We start from the raw sequence: 11,577 nt of genomic DNA on the forward strand, positions 1-11,577 counted from the left end.
GTCAGTACGGGAAATTTCCTCCCATGGCCACGTCCACGGAGAATAATTCACCTACCGCCACCGGGATCCTGGCCCGGATCAGGGGAGTGGCGCCCACCCTCACCGCCGCACACCAGCGCATCGCCGAGACGATCCTCGCCGAGCCCGCCGCCGTGGCCGCCTCCACCATCACCGAGCTGGCCGAACGCTGCGCCACCTCACTGACCACGATCACCCGCTTCTGCCGCGAGCTGGGCCTGGCCGGCTACCCCGAGCTCAGGCTGGCGCTGGCCGCCGAGCTCGGCCGTACCAACGCCAGCCCGCGTGACAGCGTCATCGCCTTCTCCCCTGACGACCCGCTCAGCATGGTGCTGCGCAGCCTGCTGGCCAGCGACATGCGCGCGATGGAGGAGACCGCCGCGCAGCTCGACGTCACCGCCGTGGAACGGGCGGTCTCCGCCCTCGTACGGGCCAGGTTCATCGACTTCTTCGCCGTCTCCGGCAGCGCGGGAGTGGCCATGGACCTGCACCTCAGGCTGCACGCGATCGGCCGGCCGTGCGCGCTGTGGACCGACGTGCACAGCGCCGTCTGCAGCGCCAACGCGCGCGACCACCGCGACGTGGCCATCGGCATCTCCCACTCCGGCACCACGGCGGAGGTCGTCGAACCGCTGGCCATCGCCGGACAGCGCGGCGCCACCACCGTCGCGGTCACCAACTTCCCGCGCAGCCCGCTGGCCGAGGCCGCCGACATCGTGCTGACGACCGCGGCGCAGGACACCCCCTTCCGCGCCGGCGGCGTGGCCGCCCGCCACACCCAGATGCTGGTCCTCGACTGCCTGTACATCGGCGTCGTCCAGCGCACCCACGAGACCAGCAACCAGCTGCTGACCGCGGCGACGGACGCGGTCGCCAAGCATCGCCTGCCCCAACGCTGACTCAGGAGCCCCCCATGCGCCTGGCCCCCCGCACGGCCGCCGTCCTGCTGTCCCTCACCCTCCTGTCCGCCACCGCCTGCGCCCCCTCGACCTCCACCTCGACCTCCCCTTCGACCTCCACCGCGCCCGGCGGCAAGGTCACCCTGTCGGTCTGGGGGTGGGGACCGGACGCCGACTACGACAAGATGTTCACTGAGTACGAGAAACTCCACCCCGGCGTCGACGTCGACGCCCGCTCCTTCACCACCGCCACCGAGTACGACACCATCCTGTCGACCGGCCTGGCCGGGGACAGCGGACCCGACCTGGCCTGGCTGCGCGCCGGAGCCAACCTGCAGCCCCTCGTCGAGGCCGGCCGCCTGCTGCCGCTCGACGTCAAGGACGTGCCGGGGCTGGCCGCCTACGACGAGAAGGTGCTGCGCGCCGCCAAGGGCGACAAGGACGGCAAGGTGTACGGCGTGCCGTTCGCCGTGCAGACGCTGCAGGTCATCTACAACAAGAAGATCTTCGCCGACCACGGCATCTCCCCGCCCCGGACGTGGGACGAGATGATCGCCGCGGCCGGGAAGCTGAAGGCCGCCAAGATCGTGCCGTTCGCCTTCGGCGGCAAGGACGACTGGATGCTGCCCGTCGTGGCCGGCATCTTCGGCACCGCCCACTGGGGCGGCGACGACTTCCTGAAGGCGGTCAAGGCCAAGGAGAAGAAGTTCGCCGACCCCGCGTTCGTCGAGGGCATCGACCAGCTCAACAAGCTCAAGCCGTACTTCCCCGACGACGTGGCCGGCGTGTCCTACACCGACGCCCAGATCCTGTTCTCCTCGGGCAAGGCCGCCATGTTCCCCGGCGGCCTGTGGGAGCTGAACTTCTTCGGCCAGCACGCCAAGGACATCGAGCTGGGCGTCTTCACGCCGCCCGCGCCGAACGGGCCGGGCCTGATGCCGGGCTTCACCGACGGCTCGTACGGCATCAACGCCAAGAGCAGGAACAGGGCCGAGGCGCTGAAGTTCGCCGCCTGGCTGGCCTCCAAGGACTACGGCCAGCTCTTCACCGACACCCTGCGCATCTTCTCCGCGGTCCCCGGCGTCACCCCGAAGGACGCCCTGCTCAAGCAGGTCGCCACCACCTTCGAGCAGCAGGGGGCCGCCTACTTCATGAACGAGTTCGCCTACGGCAACCCCTCCTCGCAGGTCGTTTTCTCCAAGTCGCTGCAGGAGATGCTGCTGGGCCGCATCACCGCCCGGGAGGCGGCCGAGCAGCTCGACAAGAGCGTGTCCACATGGCTGTAGGCCCGCGGCGGGGATCGTCGTACCTGTTCTTGGTCCCCGCCCTCCTCCTCTACTCCCTCTTCGTCGTCTACCCGCTGTTCACCGCCCTCAGCTACAGCGTGTTCACCTGGAAGGGCACGCTGCGCGACGGCTTCGCCGGCCTGGCCAACTACGCGGGGCTGCTGTCCGGCTCCTTCCTCGACCAGCTCCTGCCCGCGCTCGGCCACAACGCCCTGCTGTTCGCGGGCAGCGTGCTCGTCCAGAACACGCTCGGCCTGGCCTTCGCCCTCGCCCTGTCGCGGGTACGGCGGGGCAAGCGCGCGCTGCAGACCATGTTCGCGCTGCCGTACCTGGTCAACCCGCTGGTCATCGGCTACCTCTGGACGCTGCTGCTCAGCCCGACCTTCGGGCCGGTGAACTCGCTGCTGCGCGGGGCGGGACTGGAGCAGCTGGCCGTCCCGTGGCTGGGCGACCCCGCCACGGCGCTGCCCACCGTCATCCTGATCACCACCTGGCAGTGGGTCGGCTTCCCGATGCTGCTGTTCAGCGCCGCGCTCGGCGGCATCCCCCAGGAGTACGGCGAGGCCGCCAGGACCGACGGGGCCGGCTCGTGGCAGGTGTTCCGGCGGATCACGCTGCCGCTGCTGCGCCCCGCGATGGGCACCGTCACCATCCTGAGCTTCATCGGCAGCATGAACACCTTCGCGCTCGTCTACGCCCTCGGCGGCTCGAACGGCGCCCCGGCGGGCGCGACCGACGTGCTCGGCCTGCTGTTCTACCGGGCCGCCTTCGCCTCGGGCGACGTCAACGCGCTGGGCACCTCCTCGGCGCTGGCGGTGTTCATGTTCACCTTCGTCTTCGGCTCGACCCTGCTGCTCGAACGGGTGCTGAGGAGGAAGGCATGACCAGGGCACAGGGCCTGTGGATCAGGCTGCTGCTGTGGGGCTACGCCGTCTTCTCCATGACGCCCCTGATCGTCATGGTGCTGAGCTCGTTCCGGCCCACCGGCGAGATCTTCGACGACCCGCTCGGCCTGCCGGGCGGATCGTGGTTCGGCAACTACGCCAAGGCGTGGACCGAGGCCTCCTTCTCCACCTACGTCGGCAACTCGGTGATCGTCGTGGTCTGCGCGGTGCTGCTGGGCGCCGCGGTGTCGCTGCTGGCGGCCTACCCGCTGGGCCGCGGCCGTTTCGGCGGGCGCGGCCTGTTCACCGCCTACTTCATCTCCGGCATGACGCTGCCCGCGCACCTCGGCGTGCTGCCGCTGTTCTACCTGATGGAGAGCATGGGCCTGGTCGACACGCTGCTGGGGCTGATCCTCGTCTACGCGGCCGGTTCGATCCCGTTCAACGTCTTCGTGCTGACGGCGTTCTTCCGCCAGCTGCCCCACGAGCTGGACGAGGCCGCCGCGCTGGACGGCGCCGGCCCGCTGGCGACCTTCTGGCACGTGATGCTGCCGCTGGTACGGCCGGCCGTCGCCACCGTGGTCGTCTTCCAGTTCGTGCCGCTGTGGAATGACTTCTTCTACCCTCTGGTCCTGATGCGCGACGAGAGCAGGCTGACGCTGCCGGTCGGGCTCACCCACTTCTTCGGCGAGTTCCAGAACGACTGGGGAACGCTCTTCGCCGGACTGGTGATGACGACGATCCCCCTGGTCGTGCTGTTCGTCATCGCCACGCGCCAGATCGTCGCCGGCCTGACCGCCGGCATGAACCGTTGAGGAACCCTTCATGGATCTTGTGATGGCCTTCGCCGACGAGGCGCGCCGGCGCCTGGACGAGCTGACGAGGAGCCAGCTGCCCGCCATCAGGCGGGCGGGGGCGCTGATCGCCGGGGCGGTGCGGGCCGGAGGCGTCGTCCACGCCTACGGCACCGGCCATTCGGAGGCCGTGGCGCTGGAGGTGGCCGGCCGGGCCGGTGGTCTCATCCCGACCAACCGGCTGACCCTGCGCGACCCCGTGGTGCTGGGCACGGCCTCCCCGAAGGAGTTCGACCCGCTGGCCGAGCGCGACCCGCACACCGCCCACCAGGTGCTCGCCCTGCACAGGATCGAGCCGGCCGACGTCTTCGTGATCGCCTCCAACTCCGGCGGCAACGGCTCCACCGTGGAGATGGCCAGGCTGGTCAAGCAGCGCTCGCTGCCGCTGATCGCGATCACCTCCCTGGCGCACACCACCGCCATCACCTCCCGCCACCCCTCGGGCGAGCGGCTGTTCGAGCTGGCCGACGTCGTGATCGACAACCTCGCCCCGTACGGCGACGCCGTCCTGGAGGCCGAGCACGGGCCGGTGTGCGGCATCTCCTCGATCACCTCGGCCACCGCTGTCCAGCTCATGGTCGCCGAGGCGATCGGCCTGATCGGCGCGGCCGGCACCGTCCCGCCCACCTACTTGTCCGCCAACATCCCGGGCGCCGACGCGCACAACGACGCGTTGGCCGCGCGCTACGCGGGGCGGATCAGGACCGGTGCGCTGTGAGCCTCACGATCGCCGCGTTCTGGCCGCCGCCTCCGCACGAGACGACCGTGGCCAGGTACCGCGAGATCGCCGACGCGGGCATCGACCTGGTCATCACCGGCAACTACCTCAATGACACGGTCATCCTGCGGCACGCCCTGGCCTGCGCGGACGAGACCGGCCTCGGCGTGCTCGTGGCCTCCGACCCGCGGGTCGAGGTGCTCATGCGCGACCTGGACCCCGGCGAGGAGCAGACCAGGGCGCTGATCGGCCGGGTGATCGACGACTACGCGGGGCACCCGGCGTTCCGGGGCATCAGCCTCATGGACGAACCGCTGCCCGAGCGTTTCCCGCGCCTGGCGGCCGGGGTCTCGGCCGTGCGCGCCCGCGGGCACCTGGCCTACGTCAACCTGTTCCCCAGCCACGTCACCGGGTCCTACGACTCCTACGTCGGCGGCTTCGTCGACACCGTCCGTCCCGACGTGGTCTCCTTCGACCGCTATCCGTTCCTGTCCACCGGCGAGGACGAGGGCTACTTCGCCGACCTGGCGCTGATCCGCGCGCACGCGCGACGGGCCGGCCTGCCCGCGTGGATGTACGTCCAGACGCTCGCCTACGACGGGCACCGTACGCCGACGGCCGCCGAGCTGGCCTGGCAGGTCAACACCGCGCTGGCCTACGGCTACACCGGCATCCAGTACTTCACCTACTGGACGCCCGATCCGGCGCGCGGCGAGGGCTTCCAGCCGGCCCTCGTCGACGGCGGGCAGTCCACCGAGCGCTACGGGATCGTGCGCGACCTCAACACCGGCTGGCTGCGGCCGGTGGGGGAGGAGCTGGCCCGGCTGCCGTGGCGGTCGGCCGGGCACACCGGCCCGGTGCCACGTGGCGCGGCGCCGGCCGCCGACGGGGCGGTGCCGGCCGGTGACGTCGTGGTCGGCCGGTACGGCGAGCGGCACCTGTTCGTGTGCAACGCCCGCCACGACCGGCCCACCGAGGTGACGCTCGCCCGCCCGGCCGCCGCATTCGACCCCGCCACCGGGTCCTACGAGCCCATCGGCGCCACGTTCGTCCTCGCGCCCGGCGCCGCGCGGCTGGTGCGCTGATGCTCGTCGCCGGTGTCGACGCGGGCGGCACCTCCACCCGCGTCGCCGTCCACACCCTGTCCGGCGCCAGAGCCGGCTACGGCACGGCCGGCGGCGGCAACCCGGCCGCGCACGGCGACGCCGCGGCGGCCGCGGCCATCGCGAGCGCCCTGCGCCAGGCGATGGGCGGTCTGGACCCGTCGGCGGTGACCGCGTCCGTCGCCGGGGTGGCCGGCTCGGACGGCTCCTTCGCCGCCGTGCTCCGGCAGGTCTGGGCCGAGCAAGGCCTGGCCCACGCTCCGCGGCTGGTCAGCGACGTGGACGTGGCCTACGCCGCCGGCACGCCCGCCCCCTCGGGCACGGTGCTGCTGGCCGGGACCGGGGCCGCCGCCGCCCGCTTCACCGGCCGCGCCGTCGACGCCGTCGCCGACGGCCTCGGCTGGCTGCTCGGCGACGAGGGCGGCGGCTTCTGGCTCGGACGTGCCGGAGTGCGGGCGGCCGTCCACGCCCTCGACGGCGGCACGCCGCCGGGACCCCTGGTCGACCTGGTCAGCCGGCACTTCGGCGTGGCCGGCCCGCCCCGGCGGCGAGCCGACCGCATCGTCCGGCAGGCGCAGGCCGACCGGATGACGCTCGCCGCTGCCGCGCCCCTGATCGGGCAGGCGGCCGCGCTGGGGGACCCGGCGGCCGCGCGGATCGTCCAGGCCGCCGCCGCCCGCCTGGTGGCCACCGTCTCCCGGCTGCATCGCGAGGGGCCGATCGTGCTGGCGGGCAGCGTCCTGACCAGCGAAGGCGCCGTCCGCGACGCCGTCATGGAACTGCTGCGTGGACACCGCGTCAGCACCGCACGGGACACGGCGGGGGCGGCGTGCTGGCTCGCCGCCCTGGACCTGGCCGGACACGACGCCGCGACCACCACACACGCGCGCTTCACCGGGGCGACATAGCAGCGCCGCTCTTCCACCGCGCCGGGAAGAAGGTGACTAGGCTCCCGGCATGCCACACGCCTTCACCGCTCGCGTCGCGGGGGTCGACGAGGATCCCGAGCTGGAGTCCCTGTCGGCCGGTGTCGCCGAGAACCTCGACGGAACCGGCCGCAGTCTCGTCTTCCAGTGCTCGCTCGACGAGTTCGAGGACGACGAGGAGGCCGGCGACGACTACAGCCACTGCCTCGTCCTGGAGAACGGGGCCGTCGCCTACGGCTGTGTGACGGAGATCGTCCTGGACGGCCCGCGGCTGACGGTCGTCCTCGACGCCGCCGCGGCGGCCGGCCTGCACGTCGACGACCACATCATCGACGTCACGCTGGACATCGAGGCTCAGGCGCGCGAGGAACTGCGCGGCGCTCTCCGGCGCATCCTCTCGTACGGCCGGCCGGATGCGGTCCCCCATCGCATGGAGCTGTGAGTCGCCCGCGCCCGAGGGGAGCGGCGGCGGTCAGCGAGTTGGCGGGCAGCGGCCCATCCACCACCAGCCGTCCGGGAGCTCGACGGTCGGGCAGATGCGCATGCCGTACCCGTCGAAGGTCTCGCCGCCGGGACGAGCCGCGAAACGGGCGTAGCCGACGGCGTCATCGGGGATGCCGAGCCAGTCCGGCACGAACAGCACGGGCCGCCCGCCGCTGGTGCCGATCGTCTTGACCCGGCAGGTGGCCGAGACGAAGCACAGGCGGTCGGGCAGCCGCGCGCCCATGTAGCCGCCGAGCTGCGACGCGGGCAGCCGTCCGCTGTCCGACAGGGCGGCCACCTCGTCGAACGCCGGCCGCTCGAACAGGAAACGGGCCTGGATGCGCAACTCGGGGAAGGACCGCAGGGTCACGGGGCCGGCGATGCCGATGACCACCAGGAGCAGACCCACGGCGCCGGCCGGCGCGCCCCGTCTGGCGAGGGACTTCATCCCGAGCACGTAGACGAGCAGCGCCACGCCGTACGCCCCGTGCGTCACCACCGGAGTGAGGATCCACAGCGTGGTCGACAGCCGGCCGATGTGCAGCTCCATCGCCGGCAGCGCCACCGTCACGACGCCCATGAACAGCAGCGGAATCCAGATGGGGAGCCGCCGTCCGGGTCGCCCGCGACCGGACGGGCCCGTCTCGAAGACCGTCACCGGCCTCACGATAGGAAGGTCGTGTGCAGGCATGGCTCAGGAGATGTGGAGGAATTGCAAAGATCGGCGTGCCGTACCTGGTGCCCGTTTCAGCCGGATGCCGGTTTTCGCGCAGGTTGGGCTAGGGTCGGGGGCATGACAAGGGGGCCGTGGAGGACACCACGAGCGGCCGTCGCGCTCACCGGCGTGATCGGCCTGATCCTGCTGTCTCTACTGCTGGCCGGCTCCTTTCCCGCCGGTCACGGCGTGGCACTGCGGCCGGCCGACGCTTCCGGCCAGTCCTGGGCGCCGGGCGCCGAGGACGCTCTGCTGTCCAGCCTGCCGCCGCGGAATTCCGGGGTCACCACGCGCCATGTGTCGTCGCTGTGGACGGCGCTGCGCGCCGAACGGCGGCCGGAGACCGACCAGGTCCCGTCGCCGGGAGGGCCGGAACCCGGTGCCGGCGCCATCCGCCATCCTCAGCAGGAGGCGCACCGCGCCGCCGGCTCGCGCAGTCCTCCGCTGATCTAGTCGCGTCCTTCGATTTCCTGTCTCCGGCCGCTCGCACGCCGGGAGGCCCGCTGTGCATGCCCGGGTGTGCACGCGCGGCCCGCGTCGCGGGCGCCGCCGGGAGCTCGGCATCGCCACGTCCAGCGCGGCGTGGCCTTTCCCGCAAGCAAGGAGCCGATCATCGTCATGGCCGACGTCAGATCAGTCCAGGTTCACCTCCAGCACTACGACCGGCACCTGGCGCAGCTGGAGGAACTGCGCCGGCTGCTGCACGACCAGCTCGCCGCCCTCACGCCCGCGACGGGCGGGCGTGCCTCGCGCGCGGACCGGCAGGTCGGCGACATCGAGGCCGCACTCGACCGCATGGACCGGGAGCGCTACGGCGTGTGCACGGACTGCGCGTCGTTCATCCCGTACGAGCAGCTGCTGCGCGCGCCGCACCGGCTCGCCTGCGACGGCTGCGCCGTACCTCCGCAGAGGGAGGCGTCGGCATGAGCACCTCCCCCCAGACCACCGCACGCACCGGCGAGCAGACCGGACGGCGCCGCCGTGACATGGGCGGTTACGCGGTCCTGGACCTCGGAACCGTGCGCACCAGGTCGCTGACCTCGGGAACGTTCGCGATCGCCGAGCGGCTCTCGGCGGTCCCCGCGGGGGCGCCGGGGACCACGGCGCCCTCCGGACTGCGCTGGCCGATCCGGCACGGCGTGGTCGCCGATCCAGCGGCCTGCCGGCGGCTGGTCGACATCGTTCTCTACGACGCGCGGCTGGCCGGAACCTGGCCGCTGGAGCGGATACTGGTCGGCGTGCCGGTGGCCGCCACGGCGAGCGAGCGCCGGTCGCTGCGCACGGCGGTCATCGAGGCGGCCGAGTGCCCGGTGGTGCTGGTGGAGGAACCCCTGGCGGCCGCCGTCGGCGCCGGTCTCGATGTGACCGATCCCCGGCCGTGCCTGCTGCTGGACGTGGGCGCGGGCGTCGTGGAGGCCGTCGTCATCCACGACGGCGCCATCACCGACGCGGTGGCCCTGCAGCTGAGCGCCACCACGCGCGCGGGCCTGCCCTGGCCCACGGTGGACAGCGTGGTCCGCATGACAGCCGGTCTGCTGCACCGCATGCCCGCCCACCTGCGTGCGACGGTCCGCGACGGCGGCCTGATCGTCACCGGCGGCGGCGCCGGGCAGACGCGGCTGCTGAACCGGCTGCGCAGCACGCTCCGCATGCCCGTACGCGTGGCGTCCGAACCGGCGCACGCCACCGTCTACGGCCTGACCCACCTGTGCCGGCAACCCGGCCTGACCGCCCGGCTCGCTCAGGGGTCGAGAGGCTCGTAGGCGACGACCTCCCGGGAGGCGAGGCGGGCCAGGCAGTCACCGACGACGTACTTCTGGAAATGCGGGGAGGCGCGGTGGGCCTCGAAGGCCGCCGCGTCGACGTACCGCTCGTAGATCATGAACCGCCGCGGGTCGTCGACGGCGACGTGGGCCTGGTAGGAGAGGTTGCCCGGTTCCTGGCGCGACAGCGGGGTGATGGTCCGGATGATGTCGGCGACGGCGGTCTCCTCGCCGTCGCGCGCGGTCCACACGGCTTGCACAACATATGCCATGACGGGTGACTCTAGGACGGGTGCCGGAACCTCTCACACCCGGCCCATCATGCTTGACATATCGGACACTACGCGATTAACGTCCCGCTAACCGACAGGCACAGACGAAGACATCCCTGTCAGTGGTCTTCGTCTGTGCTTTTTGTCGTTCTTGGACCGCTGGCAAGGGACACCCCCCGAAAGGCGGCTGAGCATGAACGACGGCTCTGCGAACACGGCACCAGCGGTCATCCGCAACGCGGGAGACGCGGCCGACCTCATCGACACCCTCAAGCGCCTGAGCGGCCGGGCAAACTGGATCTGGTTCCTCGCCCTGGCAGGCCTGTTCCTCGACGCCTACTCCAACGCGGCGTTGGGGGCCGGCCTGTCGCCCATGGTGAAGCAACTGGGCCTGTCGCCGACGCAGGTCGGCGTGCTCACCGCCATGGCCCCCGCGATCGCGATCATCTCCAACCCCTTCGGCGGCTGGCTCGCCGCGCGGATCGGCAGGGTCAAGCCGCTGCTGATGACGAAGGTCGTCTTCGCCTGCGGCGCGCTGCTGACCGCGGTCGGCTCCGACTTCGAGACCGTCTTCGCCGGGCGGGCCCTGGTGGGCGTCGCCTACGGCGTCGACTTCGCCGTGGCGATGGCGCTGCTCGCCGAGTACACCCCCGCCTCCCTCAAGGGCAGACTCAACTTCTGGCAGGGGGTCTGGTACACCGCGACGACCACCAACCTCCTGCTCACCCTGCTGTTCTACAACTTCGACGTCGGCGCCGACATCTGGCGCTGGTCGGTCGGCTCGTCGGCGGCCTTCGCGCTGGTCCTGCTCGTCCTGCAGCGCCTGTTCCTGGTGGAGAGCCCCACCTGGCTGGCCGCCAAGAACAGGCTGGGGGAGTCCGTGGCGAACCTGCGCCGGATGTACGGCTTCGCCGTACAGGAAGGGGCGCGGGAGACCGGGCCGGCCCAGGAGGGCGCCCACCCGGTCGGGTTCCGTGAGGCGGGTGTCCTGTTCCGCAAGCCCTACCTGCCCAGGACCGTGCTGTCGACCGCCATCTCCCTCACCCAGGCCATGCAGTACTTCGCCGTGGGCTGGTACCTGCCGGTGATCAGCCTCGAGCTGTTCGGCAGCGAGTTCGAGAAGGCGACGCTGGGTTCCATGGCCTTCAACGCGGTCGGCATCGTCGGCGGTTGCCTGTCGGCCTACGCGGGGCGCCGCTTCGGCCTGCGGGTCAGCTCCATGGCCGGCTACGCCATGGTGTTCGTCGCCCTGCTGGTCATGGGCGCGACGTTCAAGCAACTGCCCGTCGCGCTGGCCGCGCTGCTGCCGGTGCTGTTCATCTTCTTCCACTCCGCCGGGCCCGGCCCCAACGGCAAGTCGATCGCCGCGCTCTCGTACCGCAGCGACATCCGCACGCTGGGCACCGGCGTGACCGGCATGCTCGGCAGCCTCGGCTCGGTGGCGGGCCTGTACCTGTTCCCGCAGCTCCAGGCAGGCATCGGCGTGGGCAACAGCCTGATGGTCCTGTCGGTGGTGCCGCTGGTCGGCCTGCTCACCTGCCTGGCCATCAAGTGGGACCCCACCCGGGTCGCGGTGAACCTGGAGGAAGAGGCGATCAGCCTCCGGCAGCGTACGACGGTGTCGGCCTGAACGGTGTCCGGTACGGACACGATGAA

Annotated in this window: 14 protein-coding genes; 12 read left to right on the forward strand and 2 right to left on the reverse strand. The window is 71.7% G+C overall.

Annotation, left to right across the window (positions count from 1 at the left end):
• Nucleotides 1-23: 23 nt before the first annotated feature.
• The 8 genes from ACWDLG_RS12350 to ACWDLG_RS12385 are packed head-to-tail and all read left to right on the forward strand — an operon-like array spanning nucleotide 24 to nucleotide 7,130.
• The gene (locus tag ACWDLG_RS12350; RefSeq protein WP_449918944.1) at nucleotides 24-917 is read left to right on the forward strand and encodes a MurR/RpiR family transcriptional regulator; all 894 of its coding nucleotides are present in this window, start codon (nucleotides 24-26) and stop codon (nucleotides 915-917) included.
• A gap of 14 nt (nucleotides 918-931) precedes the next feature.
• Entirely contained in the window at nucleotides 932-2,203 is a 1,272-nt protein-coding gene (locus tag ACWDLG_RS12355; protein ID WP_449918946.1) for an extracellular solute-binding protein, read from the forward strand.
• Nucleotides 2,194-3,087, forward strand: coding sequence for a carbohydrate ABC transporter permease (locus tag ACWDLG_RS12360; protein ID WP_449918948.1), 894 nt, complete (start codon nucleotides 2,194-2,196; stop codon nucleotides 3,085-3,087). The genes ACWDLG_RS12355 and ACWDLG_RS12360 overlap by 10 nt, the downstream gene beginning before the upstream one ends.
• The gene (locus tag ACWDLG_RS12365) at nucleotides 3,084-3,902 is read left to right on the forward strand and encodes a carbohydrate ABC transporter permease (protein ID WP_354908176.1); all 819 of its coding nucleotides are present in this window, start codon (nucleotides 3,084-3,086) and stop codon (nucleotides 3,900-3,902) included. The genes ACWDLG_RS12360 and ACWDLG_RS12365 overlap by 4 nt, the downstream gene beginning before the upstream one ends.
• Before the next feature lie 10 nt (nucleotides 3,903-3,912).
• The gene (locus ACWDLG_RS12370) at nucleotides 3,913-4,659 is read left to right on the forward strand and encodes a sugar isomerase domain-containing protein (RefSeq protein ID WP_449918951.1); all 747 of its coding nucleotides are present in this window, start codon (nucleotides 3,913-3,915) and stop codon (nucleotides 4,657-4,659) included.
• Complete coding sequence (locus ACWDLG_RS12375) at nucleotides 4,656-5,744, forward strand: hypothetical protein (RefSeq protein ID WP_449918954.1); 1,089 nt, start codon at nucleotides 4,656-4,658, stop codon at nucleotides 5,742-5,744. Before ACWDLG_RS12370 ends, ACWDLG_RS12375 begins: the two co-directional genes overlap by 4 nt.
• Nucleotides 5,744-6,670 carry an N-acetylglucosamine kinase gene (locus ACWDLG_RS12380; RefSeq protein WP_449918957.1) on the forward strand — a complete coding sequence of 309 codons (927 nt, stop codon included), beginning with the start codon at nucleotides 5,744-5,746 and terminating at the stop codon, nucleotides 6,668-6,670. Before ACWDLG_RS12375 ends, ACWDLG_RS12380 begins: the two co-directional genes overlap by 1 nt.
• A 49-nt stretch (nucleotides 6,671-6,719) precedes the next feature.
• Complete coding sequence (locus tag ACWDLG_RS12385) at nucleotides 6,720-7,130, forward strand: Imm10 family immunity protein (RefSeq protein WP_449918960.1); 411 nt, start codon at nucleotides 6,720-6,722, stop codon at nucleotides 7,128-7,130.
• 30 nt (nucleotides 7,131-7,160) lie between these two features.
• Here the strand turns inward: ACWDLG_RS12385 and ACWDLG_RS12390 are convergent, their stop codons facing one another.
• Entirely contained in the window at nucleotides 7,161-7,829 is a 669-nt protein-coding gene (locus tag ACWDLG_RS12390) for a hypothetical protein (RefSeq protein ID WP_449918961.1), read from the reverse strand.
• Nucleotides 7,830-7,964: 135 nt separating this feature from the next.
• Here ACWDLG_RS12390 and ACWDLG_RS12395 point away from each other — a divergent pair, with 135 nt between their 5' ends.
• From ACWDLG_RS12395 to ACWDLG_RS12405, 3 genes are all read left to right on the forward strand, one after another.
• A complete protein-coding gene (locus tag ACWDLG_RS12395) occupies nucleotides 7,965-8,339 on the forward strand; it encodes a hypothetical protein (RefSeq protein ID WP_449918964.1) in 375 nt (124 codons plus the stop codon).
• Between the two features lie 165 nt (nucleotides 8,340-8,504).
• On the forward strand, nucleotides 8,505-8,813 hold the full coding sequence (locus ACWDLG_RS12400) for a hypothetical protein (protein WP_449918965.1): 309 nt from the start codon (nucleotides 8,505-8,507) through the stop codon (nucleotides 8,811-8,813).
• Nucleotides 8,810-9,649, forward strand: a complete 840-nt coding sequence (locus ACWDLG_RS12405) for a rod shape-determining protein (protein ID WP_449918967.1) — start codon at nucleotides 8,810-8,812, stop codon at nucleotides 9,647-9,649. Before ACWDLG_RS12400 ends, ACWDLG_RS12405 begins: the two co-directional genes overlap by 4 nt.
• Here the strand turns inward: ACWDLG_RS12405 and ACWDLG_RS12410 are convergent.
• Nucleotides 9,628-9,921 (reverse strand): putative quinol monooxygenase, encoded by a 294-nt coding sequence (locus ACWDLG_RS12410; protein WP_354908187.1) that lies wholly within the window; start codon nucleotides 9,919-9,921, stop codon nucleotides 9,628-9,630. The genes ACWDLG_RS12405 and ACWDLG_RS12410 overlap by 22 nt on opposite strands.
• Nucleotides 9,922-10,114: 193 nt before the next feature.
• On the opposite strand from ACWDLG_RS12410, the gene ACWDLG_RS12415 reads away from it, so the two are divergent.
• A complete protein-coding gene (locus tag ACWDLG_RS12415) occupies nucleotides 10,115-11,551 on the forward strand; it encodes an MFS transporter (RefSeq protein WP_449918970.1) in 1,437 nt (478 codons plus the stop codon).
• The last annotated feature ends 26 nt before the right edge of the window (nucleotides 11,552-11,577 follow it).

The organism is Nonomuraea sp. NPDC003727 (genome assembly GCF_053586935.1).